Origin of the sequence: Megasphaera sp. MJR8396C (assembly GCF_001546855.1) — a bacterium.
In the GTDB taxonomy this organism is placed as follows: Bacteria; Bacillota; Negativicutes; order Veillonellales; family Megasphaeraceae; genus Megasphaera.
This window is the reverse complement of the sequence record NZ_KQ958147.1, coordinates 1-16,598: the sequence shown is the minus strand read 5'-3', so window position 1 is coordinate 16,598 and position 16,598 is coordinate 1. Positions and strand designations below refer to the sequence as shown.

The 16,598-nt window shown below is 44.5% G+C and carries 22 protein-coding genes; 4 read left to right on the top strand and 18 right to left on the bottom strand.

Going from position 1 to position 16,598, the window contains the following annotated elements:
• Window positions 1-17: 17 nt before the first annotated feature.
• From HMPREF3201_RS01255 to HMPREF3201_RS01240, 4 genes are all read right to left on the bottom strand, one after another.
• On the bottom strand, window positions 18-1,178 hold the full coding sequence (locus HMPREF3201_RS01255; protein WP_062411361.1) for a UxaA family hydrolase: 1,161 nt from the start codon (window positions 1,176-1,178) through the stop codon (window positions 18-20).
• 2 nt (window positions 1,179-1,180) lie between these two features.
• A complete protein-coding gene (locus HMPREF3201_RS01250) occupies window positions 1,181-1,477 on the bottom strand; it encodes a UxaA family hydrolase (protein WP_062411360.1) in 297 nt (98 codons plus the stop codon).
• Between the two features lie 650 nt (window positions 1,478-2,127).
• Window positions 2,128-3,441 (bottom strand): nickel pincer cofactor-dependent isomerase, group 22, encoded by a 1,314-nt coding sequence (locus HMPREF3201_RS01245; RefSeq protein ID WP_062411359.1) that lies wholly within the window; start codon window positions 3,439-3,441, stop codon window positions 2,128-2,130.
• A gap of 848 nt (window positions 3,442-4,289) precedes the next feature.
• The gene (locus tag HMPREF3201_RS01240) at window positions 4,290-5,261 is read right to left on the bottom strand and encodes an alpha/beta hydrolase (RefSeq protein WP_062411358.1); all 972 of its coding nucleotides are present in this window, start codon (window positions 5,259-5,261) and stop codon (window positions 4,290-4,292) included.
• Between HMPREF3201_RS01240 and HMPREF3201_RS12090 the strand changes: the two genes are divergently transcribed.
• Entirely contained in the window at window positions 5,206-5,445 is a 240-nt protein-coding gene (locus HMPREF3201_RS12090) for a DUF4922 domain-containing protein (protein ID WP_227163209.1), read from the top strand. The genes HMPREF3201_RS01240 and HMPREF3201_RS12090 overlap by 56 nt on opposite strands.
• Window positions 5,446-5,460: 15 nt before the next feature.
• Here HMPREF3201_RS12090 and HMPREF3201_RS01235 read toward each other — a convergent pair whose 3' ends face one another.
• The 12 genes from HMPREF3201_RS01235 to HMPREF3201_RS01180 all read right to left on the bottom strand — a co-directional run bounded on the left by HMPREF3201_RS01235 (window position 5,461) and on the right by HMPREF3201_RS01180 (window position 11,800).
• Window positions 5,461-6,018 carry an NAD(P)H-dependent oxidoreductase gene (locus HMPREF3201_RS01235; RefSeq protein ID WP_082709366.1) on the bottom strand — a complete coding sequence of 186 codons (558 nt, stop codon included), beginning with the start codon at window positions 6,016-6,018 and terminating at the stop codon, window positions 5,461-5,463.
• 49 nt (window positions 6,019-6,067) lie between these two features.
• A complete protein-coding gene (locus tag HMPREF3201_RS01230; RefSeq protein ID WP_062411356.1) occupies window positions 6,068-6,547 on the bottom strand; it encodes a flavodoxin in 480 nt (159 codons plus the stop codon).
• A 325-nt stretch (window positions 6,548-6,872) separates the two neighbouring features.
• A complete protein-coding gene (gene rplL / locus HMPREF3201_RS01225; RefSeq protein WP_062411355.1) occupies window positions 6,873-7,241 on the bottom strand; it encodes a 50S ribosomal protein L7/L12 in 369 nt (122 codons plus the stop codon).
• A gap of 61 nt (window positions 7,242-7,302) precedes the next feature.
• Window positions 7,303-7,860, bottom strand: a complete 558-nt coding sequence (gene rplJ / locus HMPREF3201_RS01220; RefSeq protein WP_062411354.1) for a 50S ribosomal protein L10 — start codon at window positions 7,858-7,860, stop codon at window positions 7,303-7,305.
• Between the two features lie 175 nt (window positions 7,861-8,035).
• Window positions 8,036-8,752, bottom strand: a complete 717-nt coding sequence (gene rplA, locus HMPREF3201_RS01215; protein WP_062411353.1) for a 50S ribosomal protein L1 — start codon at window positions 8,750-8,752, stop codon at window positions 8,036-8,038.
• 56 nt (window positions 8,753-8,808) lie between these two features.
• Window positions 8,809-9,234 (bottom strand): 50S ribosomal protein L11, encoded by a 426-nt coding sequence (rplK, locus tag HMPREF3201_RS01210; protein ID WP_044505050.1) that lies wholly within the window; start codon window positions 9,232-9,234, stop codon window positions 8,809-8,811.
• An 89-nt stretch (window positions 9,235-9,323) separates the two neighbouring features.
• Window positions 9,324-9,863 carry a transcription termination/antitermination protein NusG gene (nusG, locus tag HMPREF3201_RS01205; protein WP_062411352.1) on the bottom strand — a complete coding sequence of 180 codons (540 nt, stop codon included), beginning with the start codon at window positions 9,861-9,863 and terminating at the stop codon, window positions 9,324-9,326.
• Between the two features lie 15 nt (window positions 9,864-9,878).
• Window positions 9,879-10,112 carry a preprotein translocase subunit SecE gene (secE, locus tag HMPREF3201_RS01200; protein ID WP_062411351.1) on the bottom strand — a complete coding sequence of 78 codons (234 nt, stop codon included), beginning with the start codon at window positions 10,110-10,112 and terminating at the stop codon, window positions 9,879-9,881.
• A gap of 47 nt (window positions 10,113-10,159) precedes the next feature.
• Window positions 10,160-10,309: a 50S ribosomal protein L33 gene (gene rpmG / locus HMPREF3201_RS01195; protein WP_014015374.1), complete on the bottom strand. Its 150-nt coding sequence runs from the start codon at window positions 10,307-10,309 to the stop codon at window positions 10,160-10,162.
• 213 nt (window positions 10,310-10,522) lie between these two features.
• Window positions 10,523-10,879, bottom strand: coding sequence for an HI0074 family nucleotidyltransferase substrate-binding subunit (locus HMPREF3201_RS01190; RefSeq protein WP_062411350.1), 357 nt, complete (start codon window positions 10,877-10,879; stop codon window positions 10,523-10,525).
• Window positions 10,880-11,109: 230 nt separating this feature from the next.
• On the bottom strand, window positions 11,110-11,295 hold the full coding sequence (locus HMPREF3201_RS01185) for a ferredoxin (protein WP_044505044.1): 186 nt from the start codon (window positions 11,293-11,295) through the stop codon (window positions 11,110-11,112).
• Between the two features lie 232 nt (window positions 11,296-11,527).
• A complete protein-coding gene (locus HMPREF3201_RS01180; RefSeq protein ID WP_062411349.1) occupies window positions 11,528-11,800 on the bottom strand; it encodes a heavy-metal-associated domain-containing protein in 273 nt (90 codons plus the stop codon).
• Between the two features lie 220 nt (window positions 11,801-12,020).
• Here HMPREF3201_RS01180 and HMPREF3201_RS01175 point away from each other — a divergent pair, with 220 nt between their 5' ends.
• A complete protein-coding gene (locus HMPREF3201_RS01175) occupies window positions 12,021-13,400 on the top strand; it encodes an amino acid permease (protein ID WP_062411348.1) in 1,380 nt (459 codons plus the stop codon).
• A 231-nt stretch (window positions 13,401-13,631) separates the two neighbouring features.
• Here HMPREF3201_RS01175 and HMPREF3201_RS01170 read toward each other — a convergent pair whose 3' ends face one another.
• Window positions 13,632-14,279 carry a flavodoxin family protein gene (locus tag HMPREF3201_RS01170; protein WP_227163210.1) on the bottom strand — a complete coding sequence of 216 codons (648 nt, stop codon included), beginning with the start codon at window positions 14,277-14,279 and terminating at the stop codon, window positions 13,632-13,634.
• 175 nt (window positions 14,280-14,454) lie between these two features.
• On the opposite strand from HMPREF3201_RS01170, the gene HMPREF3201_RS01165 reads away from it, so the two are divergent.
• A complete protein-coding gene (locus HMPREF3201_RS01165; protein ID WP_062411347.1) occupies window positions 14,455-14,784 on the top strand; it encodes a winged helix-turn-helix transcriptional regulator in 330 nt (109 codons plus the stop codon).
• Here HMPREF3201_RS01165 and eno read toward each other — a convergent pair.
• Entirely contained in the window at window positions 14,775-16,070 is a 1,296-nt protein-coding gene (eno, locus tag HMPREF3201_RS01160; RefSeq protein WP_062411346.1) for a phosphopyruvate hydratase, read from the bottom strand. The two genes, HMPREF3201_RS01165 and eno, sit on opposite strands and share 10 nt — an antisense overlap.
• Window positions 16,071-16,214: 144 nt before the next feature.
• Here eno and HMPREF3201_RS11970 point away from each other — a divergent pair, with 144 nt between their 5' ends.
• Window positions 16,215-16,412 (top strand): hypothetical protein, encoded by a 198-nt coding sequence (locus tag HMPREF3201_RS11970; RefSeq protein ID WP_156423309.1) that lies wholly within the window; start codon window positions 16,215-16,217, stop codon window positions 16,410-16,412.
• The last annotated feature ends 186 nt before the right edge of the window (window positions 16,413-16,598 follow it).

Genomic DNA, 16,598 nt, shown 5'->3' with positions numbered 1-16,598 from the left:
CTCCCTTCTGTTACCCCTTAAACGTAGTTACAAACACGAGCAATCGCGATTTCCATATAACCTAATTCTTCCGATTTAGTTTTCTTGCCGTTAGCAACCTCAATCGTTTTGTGAAGTAATTCTTCGCCTAATTCTTCAATCGTTTTTTCACCATAGATGACCGGACTTGCATTAAAATCCATATTATCTTCCATATTAGCATAGGTAATTTTATTTCCTGTGAGTTTAAAAACAGGAACAATCGGATTTCCCATGACATTGCCTCTGCCGGTCGTAAATACAACAACTTGACAGCCGCCCGCTACCATTCCGGCAACGGAGGAAAAGTCATTGCCCGGGGTGTCCATAATAACCAACCCATGATCATCGATTTGCTTTGCATAATCGTATACAGCATTGATCACGCGATGACCGCCCTTATGAATGCAGCCTAAAGACTTTTCTTCCAAGGTCGTAAGGCCACCTTCTTTATTTCCCGGAGACGGGTTCCCTTCACGAACTTCTTCCCCAACCAGTTGCAAAGATTTTTCATATCGATGAACTATATCAAAAATACGCTGTTTTACTTCTTCATTTTTAGCACGTCTGGCTAAAATATGTTCAGCACCGATGAATTCAGTCGTTTCACTCAAAATAGATGTTGCGCCCAGATCTACCAGTCGATCACTAAGATCGCCAACTACCGGATTCGAAGCTAACCCGGAAGTCGGGTCAGACCCGCCACAGTTTGTACCTACGATAAGATGTGAAATATCAACTTTTTCTCGCTGCACCAGGCTTGCTTCCCGGACCATATCTTCTGCAAACTTAACGGCTTTTTCAATAGCTTTAATAGTTCCGCCCGATTCTTGGATAATAACCTGCTTAATCGGTTTATTCGTTCGTTCCTGAATAGCTTTTACCACTAAATCCATCTGACAGTTTTCGCATCCCAGTGATACAACAACCGTCCCATAGATATTGGGGTTTGCCGCAAATCCTGCCATAACATCCATCGTAAGCTGCTGGTCAGACGGTACCTGAGAACACCCGTTTTGATTATTAAAAGTAACGGTGCCTTCTACTTTTTGTGAAATAATTCTCGTAGTATCCGATGCACATACACTGGCCGGCAAAATTAATACATTATTACGAACACCTACTCGTCCGTCCGGACGTTTATATCCTAAAAATTCCATTTTTATACCTCCCGATGTTCTAAATCTTCTCTAGCACTTTTAACATTATGGACATGTACATGCGACCCTTGTTGAATCGTATACGCAGCAAGCCCAATGTGTTCACCGTATTTGACAATCGGTTGATTTTCCTCAATATTTTTAACTGCAAATTTATGATAAATTTTAATATCATCCACAGCACTTACTTCAACGACATTTTTATTACTATCAAGATATACAATCTTACTGCCTTTTTTTACCGGTTCAATAACAACTCCAACGTTGTCTTTTGCATCGATAATCATTCCATTTACCATAGCACTACCCCTTTTCGTTTTTATTTACGTATTAATACTTATATACGTATTATCCGGCTTTTACGTGATAAAGTCAATAGAATTGCACCAGCATGCCCCATTCATATAACTTTTCATTAACAACGATATTCAGTCATGTCATTTTATCGTCGATATGAAAATATTCAAAAAAATTAATTTATTTTTTTAGGAACGGGATTCACGCCCGTTAACACACCTGTCTTGATATAATAACTTTATATTTATTCACTAATTTCTAAAATACATATCATTAAAATTATGTTGTAAAATTACTAAACACAACATATACAATGAGATTATCGAATACGCCCCTTGGCTTTCAGAATAATTTTTATCTCAAAGCAACAAGCCCTATGACAGTATCTCGTCTTACCATCATCAAAACTGCGAACAATAATCGCCATATGCATACTCCAGCAACAATTCGTCCTACCCCATTTTCTATCTGAAAAAAGACACCTGTAGTTGGACTGCTCGTAAAACGAGTAGTCCAACTACAGGTGTCTTTTAGCCGCTAAAACAGAATCATTTCTCTTACAGCAATCGCTTACCCCTGAAAAAATAATTTTGCACAATCCGGTCGGTCATCTAAATATCCGTTTTTTATTCTCGGCAATCACACTTGTTCATTAAAATAAATTACCTTTATCATCCAAAGACATGGGGGCTAATTCTCCAATGATTTCCAGATTTTCATTGGCCTGTACTTCTGGAAGTAAAGCTTCGGATACTTCAATTTCTTGAATTTCCATCGTATTTTTTATCCGGATGATTCGAGGTGCCTGCTTATCGGCCCCAACACAAGTTTTAATGGCAACCTGAATCGCTAATTTATCATTAGACACGCAAAGTGGCTGTTTAACCATTTCTATCAAAGTAGCCGTGATAGCATTCGGATATGCCATTTCATCAATGACCTTATCCACACAGCGTTTTGTAGTGATATCGGCTAATCCTAATCCATTCCCATTGCCGTGCGTTTCTTCCGTTAAATCCAATACAATAACTCGATTCGCGTGGAAGTTGCTGATCTTCGGGTCCGATCCATCTTCGCCACGCGGAACACCGGTTTCTCTTGGAAGTGTTCCGGAAACATTGGGATCCATCCCATCACCACTAATGTTTTTGCCAATTTGATCAACGATCAATACATCTGCATCGTCAATTAAAATATGGCCCATTATTTTTTTAGCTTCTTTCAATAAATCCGGTTCTTGCTGAATAATTTCTTCTGGTGTAAGCGCTGCCAGTTTATACGTCTGATCATACGCGTTTTCAATAGTACCAATACCACAAATGACGGGAGCATTTTTCAAAATGGCCTTACCATATCGCCGTATATTCTTGGCCATATTTTTAAAGCCCTGGGCATGAACACTTTCCGCCCCATGTTGTTTCCCCATGCCAATAACCGCCATTTTCATAAGGCCGCTTTCATAAGGACCTACAAACTGCGTATGCGCTTTAATGCGCCCAACTAAAATGATTCCGTCTGCTTCCGACGCATATTTATCAATAAATACAGGGCGCCCATCATCGGTAGTCGCAATTTGCTTCGTTTCCATAGATGCTTTTATAGGGCAGCCCATCGCTTCTTCCGTCACCCCATAGCCATTTACAATTTGAAGCTGACCTTCTGCCGTCGCACCACCGTGACTGCCCATTGCCGGAAAGATAAAGGGGTTGGCTCCTAATTTTTTCACATAATCGACAACTGCTTTAATGATAATATTGATATTGGCAACACCTCGACTGCCACAGGTAATAGCAATAGCCATGCCGGGCTTAATCTGCGAAGAAATCGCATCACGTTTTAAGCATTCCTGAACCACGTCCGGTATATCTTGGGGTGAAATATTATCCTCTACGAAATGTTGTCTTACCTTAATCATTTTAGGAACAGAAATGTCTTTACATATGTTTCTAATTACGTCATCGTTCATAATTTATCTTCCCCTTATTTTATAAATTAACTCATGAAAGCATACTAAAAAAATTTTAATTTTAATGGTTTCACTTACTTGGGAGTCGTCAATGAAAACGCAATACATAACCCATTACTATCTGACAAAGTCTTTTTTCGTACCCCCATACACAAAATTACTGCCTGCACTTCTATATTTCAAAATGTTTTACACTTTTTTGAATTTGATAACCGGCGCCGCTGATTCTCATCACCGTTATCACAGCTTGGTATTCAGGATCTTTATCAATCAAAACTTCCACTGTCATCCAAGATATTATTCATGAATCTCAAGAAATCCAGTGTATCATTTTTATTTGTTAAATCCCGCTAAAAACGTACCCTCGATAACATTCGTTTGCCACATATTTTTCACCAGTATCGGAGCCCATGAAGTTATCCCAAAACATAATCTCTAAAGATCCGCTTTATTTAGGCAAAACAGTAAATATCGAGCCTTCCATAAACCTTCAATACAAGTCGCTTATATTTATCTGATCAAAACACACCTCCAAACAGGAGTTAGAACAATTACGATTATTAATAACTGTAATGATATTAGCGAATATTCACTTTACCCTAATTATAGTTTTTTTACCTCAAAAAAACAAGTGGTGTGGTAGTATTCTAGTGCTCAAGTATGAAGATTTAATAATTATTTTATTTTTGTTAGCCTCATTTGAAAAAGATTGTCCGAAGGGTATAAACCGACGATCGAAAAAAAAATGCAGCTATCGCCAGAGATAGCTGCAAGAATATGTTATTGTCGCCCGTCACGGATCCAGATAGTCTCTCCTGCATTCCGCCCACACAATCTTATGTATTGTGCTAAAAATGCCGCTTGGCAAACGTCCCTATTTCTTGTAAGGACGCTACCGATGCATCGAGATCCGGTAAGCAAAGGGCAAAGTCATGAGGCATGTCGGGATAGACGGTCATCGTCACTTCGACGCCGTCATCAATGGCTTTTTCCATAAATTTCTGATTCTCCGTCAGGAAGATTTCATGACCGCCGGTCTGGATCAGCATCGGCGGAAGCCCCTTTAAATCGGCATAAATCGGCGACAGCCGCGGATCGGAAAGGGAAAGGTTCCCAGCATAGGCCGGCTCTTTGACGGCCTTATTGAGGGGCGTTCCCTGGCCTAAAATCTGATCTTTTCGATTGTTATAGATTCGTGACGCCAAGGTCGTGTTGAAATCCGTCCACGGCGACTGGAGCACCAACAGGCGAGGCAGTGCTTTTTGATGATCTCGCAAATAGAGTGTCAGGGCAATGGCCAGGTTACCGCCGGCTGAATCACCGACTAATACGATGTTTTCCGCCTTGATTCCGCTGTCGAGGAGCGACTCGTAGGTCGCCAGGGCATCATCGAGAGCCGCTGGGTAGACATGGTTCGGCGCGAGTCTATAATTGACGCAATAAGCCTCTTTGGCATCCATCAAGGCTGCCTGCTTCAAAGCCATAAGCCGATGGCCGTCACTCATGCCAAGAACATAGCCTCCTCCGTGGAGCTGCAAGAGAACCTTATCCGAATCAGATTTTGTATTGGTATATTTCTCAATTACGACCCCGCTGACCGTTTTATCCTGACGCTGCCAGCCATCAGGCAGGACAAAGGGCTTCTGATTTCGGCCGGCAAAGAGATCACCAGCAGCCTTATCAATGTATTCCTGCTGCGCCATACCCCGTAAGGCCAGACCATGTTTCGGGAGATATAGTTCTTCGGCAGAGACGGCGAAAGTCATGCTGATCAGGCAGACACCGATAGCCGAAATTCGTAACACCTTCTTATGCAACACAAAAATCCCTCCTTCTTCTGTTACACTGAAATACCGTGAAAAATACATCTGTATATGGCTGTATTTTATCATGAAGAACCATCTGTTCGTCAAGAATAAGCTTCATTCGCCAACAAGAAAATCTTCTTTCTTCCAAAAAAGCATGTCTCTCTCAAAAGAAAGACACGCTTTTCATCATTGCTAAATATATCATTAAAGATTAACCGGTAATTTCCTGAATCCGAGCAATCAATTTCGCTGCATAGGCTTTCGCGTCCGCTCTCTGAGATTCAGTCTTCGCTTCATCATCACGAGTTGTATAGCCGACACCATGGACATAGAGTGCCCCTTGGTAATCGAGACCGCAGAGGATCGCTGTCGCCGGGAATATTTCCACCATCTTTTGGATATCACCAAGGGATCCTTCGCCTCCGGTATACGCTTCGGCCGGCGCTCCCGTCGTAAAAGATACGAGCAGTTTTTTCCCGCCGAGTTTTGCCGTAGATCCATGGGAAAAACCATGAAGGAATACTTCGTCGAGCCACTTCTTCATGAGCCAAGGCAGGGAATACCACCAGAATGGGAACTGCCAGACGATGAGATCAGCCTCCAGCAAAGCCTTCTGTTCAGCTTCTACATCGATGACGGCATCCGGATAGAGCTGATCCAGCTTACGGATTTCTGCGTCCGGAAGGGCTTTTTCAAGCTCTTCCAGGATCGTCTGATTCGCTACCGACGTCGAGAGGTCCGGATGGCCGGAAATAATCAAGGTTTTCATCATTGTCGTCTCCCTTCATTAGGAAATAAAGTTAACTGTCGATACAATCTTACTGACTGTTTTTTACAGCCCATTCCTTCAATTCATCGGCCGATACATTGCTCGGGAAGCGTTTTCCTTCAGCGACAGCGGCTCCCGGTGCCAAGGCCTGCATATTCTTGCCAGAATCACCAATGGGGCTCATGCCGGATGTGGCAAAGGGAATGACCTTTTTGCCCTTAAAATCATAGCTTTCCATAAATGTGTTTATAATCGACGGTTCCTGATACCACCAGACAGGGAAACCGACAAAGACGACATCATACTGGCTCATATTTACGACCTTTTCGGCAATGGCCGGACGACTGCCGGGATCCTTCATTTCAAGTGTGCTGCGGCTCTTGGCATTCTGCCAATTCAAATCTTCCGGTTTGTAAGGGACTTCCGGTTTGATTTCAAAAAGATCGGCGCCAATCGCCTGCGATAATTTTTCGGCAACCTTTGCCGTTACACCGCTGGCGCTGAAATATGCAACTAATGCTTTATTCATCATATCTTCCTCCTTGATTATATCCAATAGAATCGAATCCTTGTTTGACCCAAGAATAGGATTAAATTTTCGTATCACTCTTCACGGCTATGTCACCGCTTAACCCCAGTCTATCATTCATGAGTCTTTATGTCTAATACCCATCACAAATCGCCAGCAATGTATTTATCGTATGTCTAACAGCAAAACCATGTTACCTAAAACGAAAAGCAATCGATTTCACTTTTTCGAAAATTTAGTATCAAAGGAGTATCAAACAAGCCTTTTGCACATGAAAAAATCCCTGCAACCACAGGTTGCAGGGATCGTAATTTCAAAAGTGAAATTATTTGAGTTCGACAGTAGCGCCGGCTTCTTCGAGCTGAGCTTTGAGAGCTTCAGCGTCAGCTTTAGCAACGCCTTCTTTGACCGGTGCAGGAGCGCCGTCAACGAGAGCTTTAGCGTCTTTCAAGCCGAGGCCCGTAACTTCACGGACAACTTTGATAACGCCGATTTTTTTGTCGCCAGCAGAAGCGAGGATGACGTCGAATTCGGATTTTTCTTCAGCAGCAGCACCGCCAGCAGCCGGAGCAGCAGCAACGGCAACCGGAGCAGCAGCGGAAACGCCGAATTTTTCTTCCATTTCTTTTACGAGTTCGGAAAGTTCGAGAACGGTCATGTTTTCAATGGCCTGCATGATTTCTTCTTTAGTCATTTTGAAATACCTCCATAGTATCAGTTTTCAAGTTTGTTTTTATTAGTTATAGTAAGCTAAATTAAGCAGTTTCTTGTTCTGCTTTCTTAGCGCGTACAGCGTCAAGCACATAAACCATGTTGCGAATATTGCCCTGGAGTACGTTGACGAAGCCAGAGATTGGAGCCTGCATGCTGCCAACCAATTTCGCGAGGAGTTCTTCGCGGCTCGGCAAGCTTGCCAAAGCATCAACAGCTGCGGCATCAATAACCTGGCCGTCGACGATGCCTGCTTTTACAGACAAGGCTTCCGTCTTTGTTTCTTTGATGAATTCTTTCAGGATTTTAGCCGGAGCTACAGCGTCTTCCGTAGAATAAGCGATAGCCGTCGGGCCTTCAAGAACTGCATCCAATGCATGGTAGCCGAGTTCGTCTGCAGCAATGCGAGTCAAAGTATTTTTGATAACTTTGTAATCGACACCGCCTTCGCGGAACTTACGGCGAAGTTTCGTGACATCAGCAACGGTAAGGCCGGTGAAACCAACGAAAACAGCGCCCTGAGCGGACTGCATTTTTTCCTTCATTTCTTCGACAACCGCGGCTTTTGCCGGGGAAACCGGATGATTTGCAAATGTGGACATGAGTTTGATACACCTCCTTGAATTAGGATTTATATCGTCTTAGCAATCAAAAACGGCCTCATGGACAAACCACGAGGCCGAACTAGTCAAAGTCAGATATCTGCTAGTTTCATAGCCTCAGATGGCGGACATAGTGTCCATTATACATACCTTCAGTCTACAGCTAAGAGAGATATTAATTTTCTTCTTTCTTGGCAGCACCTTTAATGCTGAACTGATTGATGTGGATGCCAGGGCCCATCGTGGAGCTAACCGTGACGGACTTAATGTACTGGCCTTTTGCACCCGACGGTTTTACTTTGATAAGCGTATCAACCAAAGCCGTCAAGTTATCAATCAATTTATCTGCATCGAAAGACTTTTTGCCGATTGCGGAGTGAATATTGCCGGCTTTATCCGTGCGGTATTCAACCTTACCAGCTTTGCTTTCGCTAACAGCTTTTGCAACGTCCATCGTAACAGTACCAACCTTCGGGTTAGGCATGAGGCCTTTAGGACCGAGGATTTTACCGAGACGACCGACTTTACCCATCATATTCGGAGTAGCGATTGCTACGTCGAATTCGAGCCAGCCACCCTGGATCTTTTCAACAAGATCATCAGCACCGACGAAGTCAGCGCCAGCAGCTAAAGCTTCTTTTTCTTTATCGCCCTGTGCAAATACGAGGACAGTCTTGGATTTACCAGTGCCATGAGGCAGTACCAAGGCGCCGCGGACCTGCTGATCGGCGTATTTCGGATCTACGTTAAGGTTAACAGACAATTCAACGGTTTCGTCGAATTTGGCTGTATCCATCTTTTTCAAGATGTCAATTGCTTCTGCAACATCATACTGTTTCTGTTTATCGAACAGTTTTGCAGCTTCGGCATATTTCTTGCCTACTTTTGCCATGTTTCTTCCTCCTTATGTGGTTTAGCGGGTTACCCCTTCCACGGGCAGACAGTCGATTAGTCGACGATGTCGATACCCATGCTGCGAGCGGAACCTTCAATCATTTTCATAGCAGCTTCAACGTCGTTAGCGTTGAGGTCCGGCATTTTAGTCGTTGCGATTTCGCGGACTTTGTCGCGGCTCAATTTAGCTACTTTTTTCTTGTTCGGTTCACCCGAAGCTTTGTCCAGACCAGCTGCTTTCTTCAATAAGACGGCAGCAGGCGGGGTTTTCGTAATGAAAGTGAAGGAACGGTCTTCATAGACGGTAATTTCGACAGGGATAATGAAACCAGCCTGTTTAGCTGTACGTTCATTAAATTCCTTTACGAATGCCATGATGTTGACACCAGCCTGGCCTAATGCAGGGCCAATCGGAGGCGCCGGAGTTGCTTTACCAGCTTCACACTGGAGTTTTACCATTCTTGCTACTTTTTTTGCCATGGTGAGTTACACCTCCTTACATTACAAGATGTGGTCAAACGAATCGTAACGATTCTCCCACTCGCGGCAGAAAGCCGCATTAGAAGTATTTATTCCAGACCCTTCTCGATTTGAGAATAGTCGACTTCTACTGGAGTTTCACGGCCAAACATATTTACGAGGCCTTTAACGGTACCTTTTTCTTCATTGACCTCCGTGACGACGGCGATACAATTTTCAAAAGGCCCTTCAGTAATGCGCACTTCTTCGCCAACTTCGACAGAAATGTGCGTTTTCGGTTCGCTTTCTACTTCCTGTTTACCCAGGATTCTTTCAACTTCCTTAGGTTCCAAGGGAATAGGTTTCGTAGCCGACCCGACAAAACCGGTAACACCGGGAGTATTGCGGACGACATACCAGGAACGGTCATTGACTTCCATTTCAATCAGGACATAGCCCGGGAATACTTTCCGTTTAACGGTCCGTTTTTTCCCGTCCTTTACGTCAATTTCGTCTTCCATAGGAATGAGGATTCGGTTAATGACGTTTTCCAAACCCATGGACTTGACCTTCTGTTCCAGCGTTTGCAGTACTTTATTTTCATAACCGGAATACGTATGGATGACATACCATTTCATATCTGCTTCCATTTAAGCACAGCCCTCCTATCCGACAGCAAGCTGGAATAACTTAAACAGCTGCGAGAACGCGCCGTCAGCCACACCAATGATTATCATGACGACGATGGTAGCAACAATGACCATAACCGTGTAGTTAATCAATTCCCTTTTTGTCGGCCAGATGACCTTCTTCATTTCTACCTTTACGCCAGATAAAAATGACTTGCCCGGGTTCTTCTTCTTATTCTTTTGTGCTGCTTTTTTAGCTGAAAGTGCCATATAACCTCTCACATCCAAATAAGATTAGCACAATCTTATTCAATCAATTATTTCGTTTCTTTGTGTAATGTTTCTTTTTTGCAGAACGGGCAGTATTTTTTCAGTTCCAAACGATCCGGATTATTCTTCTTATTTTTGTTCGTCCGGTAGTTGCGCTGTTTGCATTCTGTGCATGCCAAAGTGATAGCTGTACGCATTCCTTACACCTCTCTTAAAAATAGTCACAAGCCTAGTTGTACGTAAGACTGCCTTTATAATGTATCACAACAGCTACGCCTAAGTCAAGGAAATTTTTCTGTAACTTAAAAAAGCCAGGCGTTGGTGGACGCCTAACTTTTGTAATGATATCATCTTTTCATCGATTCGTCAATACCGACATCTGAAGTTTTCCCATGAAACCGGTAAAAAGATTACAACTCCTCTTGCAGCAGTGTCAAAGCCGGTACGTAAGCATCTAAAATACGTCGAACCCGGACATCGAGGGAGTCGTCACTGCCGTATCGTTCGCGCAGCATGGCCAGCCATATCGACTCATCCACAAAGAGATACTGCTCATACGCCTCAGCGATGATCTCCTTCGGTGAACCCATGGCAGACATGCCGAAGCCATCACGCTTTAGGGCATCACGAAAGACGGTCAGTCCCAAATCAAATACGCCCTGGTATAGATGGACGATACCGTGGAGGACGAAAAGATTCGACAAGTCTTGCTGCTCTGCCTGCTGTAACAATTGTAATTGTGCCGTAAACGCCTGTCGCTCCGTCATGATGAACACCTCCTGTAAAGCGCCGATGGCTAGAAATAACAAAAAGGCGGCGCCCTATATCCCTATATATAGTATATATACATTATACCATATCTTATTTTGTAGAGAAGAAAAAGTCGAAATGGCGACCGCTAATCCTTACGACAAAAAACGCCCTGCCGGGAATCACTCCGACAAGGCGTTTGCTTTAAACGACAAACAAGTAATTGAGATGGATCAAAAAAACGGAATCAGGCTTCTTCAATGGCACCGGCCGGGCAGGAATTCATAGCGTCCTGAGCCGATTCATTGGTAGCTTCTGTTGCTTCAGCATAGGCTTCGGCCATACCCGTTTCATCGTTCATGCGAAAAACTTCGGGACAAGTTCCGGCGCAGAGGCCACAAGCAATACAGGTGTCATTTACTTTGTATTTCATAACAAATCACTCCTTTGTCCGAATCATTGCGATTCGAAATACTTGGACGGGTAAGGTAATCCTTACTGTGCTTATAGTATACCCGTCGCCCGGCAAAAGAGCGGTTGCATTTACAACAAAAAAAGACAAATTGACAAACTTTATAGAAGAAGTTTTCTTTATCTATAAAGGCATCAATATTCAATTACAATCCGTTATATACTTTTAATCTCATGTATGACGGATTTGCCGATTAATTCGATTTTGGCACCAAAGAAACTTCCGTTGCGGTATAGCCGGCGTTAACAATTGTTTTCAAAATTGTATCATCACTGACATCATCGCGGACGATAAGTTCAGCTTGACCGCGCATCAAATCCACTTTTACTTTTTCAATTCCATCAACGTCTTTAAGGGCTTCGGTTACGTGTTTTACGCAGTTTTGGCAGACCATACCTGAAATAGCGACATACTTTTTCGTTCCCTCTACCTGATCTTGATGAAATAAATGGCTAAAAAACCCCATGATATTCGCATCCCCCTCTATGTTTTACACAAAAGAAATAAATTCTCATCATCAATATTATAAGTCGTTCTGGCTTTTCTGACAAGGTGGATACTGTATACACTATGCTATATATAAAAATTATGTTGACGATACCTATAAATCATAGTAAAATGAAGGCAGCTAAAACTTTATCTTATTAAATGTTTTTGTTATTTTTATTAAAAAAGGATGTGAGTGTATGTCATTTTTTCGAACGAAGTCCGTATCCCAATTGCAAGAAGATGCAAGCAGCTCTAAGCTAAGTAAGAATCTTAGCGTCATGGACCTCACCTTCCTAGGTGTTGGCGGTATCATCGGGGCCGGGGTCTTTGTCTTGACAGGTATTGCCGCAGCCCGCTATGCGGGGCCTGGCGTTGCTTTATCCTTTGTCATCGCTGGTTTCCTCTGTATTCTCGTAGGCTTGACGTATAGTGAATTTTCATCCTTCATCCCTGCTTCAGGCAGTGTTTATTCCTATACCTTTGCTTCCTTGGGTGAAGGGATGGCCTTCTTATGCGGCTGGTCATTAATTCTGGCATATACCGTTACCGCCAGTGCCGTTGCCGTCGGGTTCTCAGGCTACCTATCCGGCATGAGTGCATCACTCGGATTCGTCATTCCTGACTATCTGCTCAAGACACCGGCCGAAGGCGGGATCGTCAATCTGCCATCCATTATTATCATCCTTTTACTCTGCTCGGTACTCATCCGCGGCACCAAGCAAAGTGCAAAATTAAACTTTGCACTCATCCTCGTCGCATTGGCAGCCATCATAGCCTTCGTCGTAACGGCGGCTCCCCATGCCAATCCCGATAACCTTAACCCGTTCGCACCGTTCGGCGTCCGCGGCATCTTCAGCGGCGCATCGATTGTTTTCTTCTCGTACATGGGCTTCGACGCCGTTGCTACTTCGGCTGAAGAATGTAAGAATCCGTCCCGTGACCTTCCGATTGGGATCATTTCTTCTATCGCCATTTGTATGGCCCTGTACATCGCCGTTTCCCTGGCGCTGACTGCAGCGGTTAACTACACCCAGCTCGATACACCGGAACCGGTTGCCTATGCACTGCGTCTCCTCGGCTGGCCTGATCTTGCCAACCTCATCGCTGTCGGCGTCTTGGCCGGTATCATTACGACCCTGATCGTGTACCTCTTTGGCCAGTCCCGTATCTTCTTTGCAGTTTCCCGCGACGGCCTCCTGCCGCAGCATCTCTGCAAGATTCATGATACGTACCATACCCCGTATTTGATTACCATCGTTGGTTCCATCATCATCGCTATCATCTCCGGCTTCGTCCCCTTGATGCATATCGTTGAATTATCCAACACCGGTACGCTGGCAGTTTTCTTGATTAACTTCATCGGTATCGTCGCTATGCGCCGCAACCATCCGGAAATCACGCGGAAATTCCGTTGCCCGATTCTTCCGATCATTGCCCCCATCGGCGTTATCGTCTGCTTCTACCTTATCTATGAATTATCACCGTTGACACACATGCTCTTCATTGGCTGGCTCGTTCTCGGCTTGATCATTTACTACGCTTACAGCCGCAGCCACAGCCTTCTCAACAAACAATAAGTACGTACATTAAGTTAAGTTTTGGCTCCCCCCTGGGAATCAGATATTTTGTATCACTCTTTTATCTCCTTTCTTTAATCTAGTAAAGTGATACAAAAATAGTCTGAATTAAGTCAGTATCATCACAAAAAGGTTGCCGTGCAAGGACAATTCCTTGACACGGCAACCTTTTTTTGTGCAAAGCTGTAAGCTCCGTCACTCACGAGCCACTATCCGGCTCATCGAAAAATCTTAGTGATTAAAGTCCGTTCTATATTCTGTTTCAACATGGTCGGCAAAAACACTTTCTGCCTCTTGCTTCGCAAAGCCTTTCAGCATCCAAGCCAGATTACGGCCGACGTTGCGCATCGTTTGAAGGCCTTCTAAGTCCTTGCGCACTTCATCGGGCGACATGCCGTGGACCATGTTCCAATACGTCGAAGGAACGATTGGCATGCTGGCGATGCCAAAGTATTTGTTCAAAACGTCGATAGCTGCCGTTGTGCCGCCGCGGCGGGCCGAAACGATGGCGGCACCCGGTTTGCCGGCAAAGACCGGATAGAGTTCACCGACAGCTGACGAGTAAAATACTCGGTTCAGGAACGATAAGATCTGGCCGCTGGGATGGGCATAATAGACGGGAGAACCGAAGACGAAACCATCGGCTTCTTTGGCCTTTTCCAAAAAGCGATTGACGGCGTCGTCATTATCATCTTTAAAGATACAGCCCTGCCCCTGACACTTATTACAGCCGATACAGTCCCGCATGGGACGCGGCCCTAATTGGAAAATTTCATAGTCGACACCATTTTCTTTCAGGGTTTTGCCGACTTCTTCCAAAGCCGTGTACGTACAGCCTTTGAGATGGGGACTTCCGTTAACCATTAATACCTTCATCATTCATTCCTCCTATTCCGAATAATACACTGCATCACTTACACGATACTCCTATTATTATATGGATAAAAGGTCAAACAATCAATAAGGCACTCTTATGTAAGGTACTACCCCGAAAGAAAGTGTTGACTTCATCACTCTCTTTTTGTATCATACTGACAGAAAGGAGTGTGAATTTATGGACGAAAAACTTACATCGGTCAATGTCGAGCCCTTTGCCTACGCCTGTTCCTTATTCAACGGGAAATGGAAGATGCACATCCTCTTTTGGCTGTGGAAAAAAGAAGTCCTCCGCTATGGAGAACTAAAAAAATCCCTGGGGAAAGTCACCCATAAGATGTTATCCCAGCAGCTCAAGGAAATGGAAGCCGACGGCCTCATTTATAGAAAAGAATATCCCCAGGTGCCGCCCAAAGTAGAATATGGGCTGACGACACTGGGGATATCTCTTATGCCGATTTTACAACAAGTTTGTCTGTGGGGACAAGACCACTATACTCAGCGCTGAATAGCGAAAGCCTGGAAGCCGGGATACAAGCCCTGGCCGCGGAGTTCGTCTTCAATCTGCAGCAAGCGGTTGTATTTAGCAACGCGTTCACTGCGGTTCGGAGCGCCGGTTTTGATCTGTGCCGTATTCAAGGCCACTGCGAGGTCTGCAATGGACGTATCTTCCGTTTCACCGGAACGGTGGGAAACGATAGCGCGGTAGCCGGAACGGTGAGCCAATTTAATAGCTTCCAAGGTTTCCGAAACGGAGCCGATCTGGTTCAATTTAATGAGGATCGCGTTACCGCTGCCCTGAGCAATACCTTTGGCCAAACGTTCCGTATTGGTAACGAATAAGTCGTCACCGACGAGCTGTACGCGCTGGCCTAAAGCCTGAGTCAGTTTTGCCCAGCCTTCCCAGTCTTCTTCATCAAGACCGTCTTCGATGGAGTAGATCGGATATGCATCGGACAGTTTTTTCCAATGAGCAATCAATTCATCCGTCGTGAAAGTCTGGCCGCTCTTCGGCAGATGGTACTGGCCCTGTTTTTCGCCTTTCCATTCGCTGGCTGCGGCGTCGAAAGCCAAGACAAAGTCTGTACCCGGTTTGTAGCCGGCTTCTTCGATAGCTTTGAGGATGTACTGGATAGCTTCTTCATCGCTGCCGAGGTCAGGAGCAAAACCGCCTTCATCACCGACGGAGGTAGCCAAGCCCTTGCTCTTCAACAGAGCTGCCAGTGCATGGTATACTTCTGCGCACCAGCGAAGGCCTTCGTGGAAGGAAGGAGCGCCGGCAGGCATGATCATGAATTCCTGAACATCAACCGTGTTGGCAGCGTGGGCACCACCATTCAAGATATTCATCATCGGTACCGGCAGATAGTTACCGTTGGCACCGCCTAAGAAGCGATACAAGGGGATATCCAAGGAAGCGGCAGCAGCTCTGGCAGTAGCCAGGGATACGGCCAAAATAGCATTGGCGCCTAAGCGGGATTTATCCGACGTACCGTCAGCATCGATCATCAATTTATCAATGCCGTAAGTATCAAAAGGATCCTGGCCTTTCAATACGTCCTGTAATACCGTGTTGATGTTTTCAACGGCTTTGGTTACGCCTTTGCCGCCGTAACGGCTCTTATCGCCATCGCGAAGTTCAAGAGCTTCAAACTGGCCTGTCGATGCGCCGCTGGGAGCTGCGCTGCGGCCTACCGTGCCGTCAGACAAAATAACGTCAGCCTGTACGGTGGGGTTACCGCGAGAATCCAAAATTTCACGACCAACAACTGCTTCAATACGAATGTTCTTCATTATTCAAAGCCCTCCTCTATATACATAAAAAATTAAGTAAATTCTTATAGTGCTATTTAATTTGGTTATATTATACTATACATGTCATGATTTTGCATAGTGCTTTTTGAGAATCTTTATTATTATAAAATCATTACCTATAAAGTGTTGTTTAAAGCAGAGGAAAAGCTGCATAAAAAAGAAGCGTTGGCATTTGCCAGCGCTTCTTTTTTTAATCAACAGCGTCCCATTCCATCAGGGATAATCCCCTCCGGTAGTTTGATGTTTGCGGCCTTAACGGCCATATTCGCATGTCGCACAAGGGATATTGCCACTGAAATTATTTTACAATCCTCAGCGTAACCAATGTATAAAAATGTTTTCCTTAACGATTCTGTAATTCCGAGTAATTTTTCCTAAGAGCCGTCGCATGTTTCTAATTACAGATTCCCTTACCCACTCCGAAGCTTTGCTTCGGGATTTTTGACATACAAAAAAAGCACTTCGAATGAAGTGCTTTTTGCTGAATCAGCGGCTTCCTATCCTCCC

What these genes read in the sequence shown, in the direction of transcription:
- rpmG (WP_014015374.1), bottom strand. Translation starts at nt 10,309, where the DNA reads ATGCGTACAGCTATCACTTTGGCATGCACAGAATGCAAACAGCGCAAC.
- HMPREF3201_RS01245 (WP_062411359.1), bottom strand. Translation starts at nt 3,441, where the DNA reads ATGAACGATGACGTAATTAGAAACATATGTAAAGACATTTCTGTTCCT.
- HMPREF3201_RS12090 (WP_227163209.1), top strand. Translation starts at nt 5,206, where the DNA reads ATGCTGATCAGGCAGACACCGATAGCCGAAATTCGTAACACCTTCTTA.
- HMPREF3201_RS01230 (WP_062411356.1), bottom strand. Translation starts at nt 6,547, where the DNA reads ATGAATAAAGCATTAGTTGCATATTTCAGCGCCAGCGGTGTAACGGCA.
- HMPREF3201_RS01165 (WP_062411347.1), top strand. Translation starts at nt 14,455, where the DNA reads ATGGACGAAAAACTTACATCGGTCAATGTCGAGCCCTTTGCCTACGCC.
- HMPREF3201_RS01250 (WP_062411360.1), bottom strand. Translation starts at nt 1,477, where the DNA reads ATGGTAAATGGAATGATTATCGATGCAAAAGACAACGTTGGAGTTGTT.
- rplL (WP_062411355.1), bottom strand. Translation starts at nt 7,241, where the DNA reads ATGACTAAAGAAGAAATCATGCAGGCCATTGAAAACATGACCGTTCTC.
- HMPREF3201_RS01170 (WP_227163210.1), bottom strand. Translation starts at nt 14,279, where the DNA reads ATGATGAAGGTATTAATGGTTAACGGAAGTCCCCATCTCAAAGGCTGT.
- HMPREF3201_RS01255 (WP_062411361.1), bottom strand. Translation starts at nt 1,178, where the DNA reads ATGGAATTTTTAGGATATAAACGTCCGGACGGACGAGTAGGTGTTCGT.
- HMPREF3201_RS01180 (WP_062411349.1), bottom strand. Translation starts at nt 11,800, where the DNA reads ATGGGGTTTTTTAGCCATTTATTTCATCAAGATCAGGTAGAGGGAACG.
- rplJ (WP_062411354.1), bottom strand. Translation starts at nt 7,860, where the DNA reads ATGTCCACATTTGCAAATCATCCGGTTTCCCCGGCAAAAGCCGCGGTT.
- HMPREF3201_RS01175 (WP_062411348.1), top strand. Translation starts at nt 12,021, where the DNA reads ATGTCATTTTTTCGAACGAAGTCCGTATCCCAATTGCAAGAAGATGCA.
- secE (WP_062411351.1), bottom strand. Translation starts at nt 10,112, where the DNA reads ATGGCACTTTCAGCTAAAAAAGCAGCACAAAAGAATAAGAAGAAGAAC.
- HMPREF3201_RS01190 (WP_062411350.1), bottom strand. Translation starts at nt 10,879, where the DNA reads ATGACGGAGCGACAGGCGTTTACGGCACAATTACAATTGTTACAGCAG.
- rplK (WP_044505050.1), bottom strand. Translation starts at nt 9,234, where the DNA reads ATGGCAAAAAAAGTAGCAAGAATGGTAAAACTCCAGTGTGAAGCTGGT.
- HMPREF3201_RS01235 (WP_082709366.1), bottom strand. Translation starts at nt 6,018, where the DNA reads ATGAAAACCTTGATTATTTCCGGCCATCCGGACCTCTCGACGTCGGTA.
- HMPREF3201_RS01185 (WP_044505044.1), bottom strand. Translation starts at nt 11,295, where the DNA reads ATGAAATACAAAGTAAATGACACCTGTATTGCTTGTGGCCTCTGCGCC.
- nusG (WP_062411352.1), bottom strand. Translation starts at nt 9,863, where the DNA reads ATGGAAGCAGATATGAAATGGTATGTCATCCATACGTATTCCGGTTAT.
- rplA (WP_062411353.1), bottom strand. Translation starts at nt 8,752, where the DNA reads ATGGCAAAAGTAGGCAAGAAATATGCCGAAGCTGCAAAACTGTTCGAT.
- eno (WP_062411346.1), bottom strand. Translation starts at nt 16,070, where the DNA reads ATGAAGAACATTCGTATTGAAGCAGTTGTTGGTCGTGAAATTTTGGAT.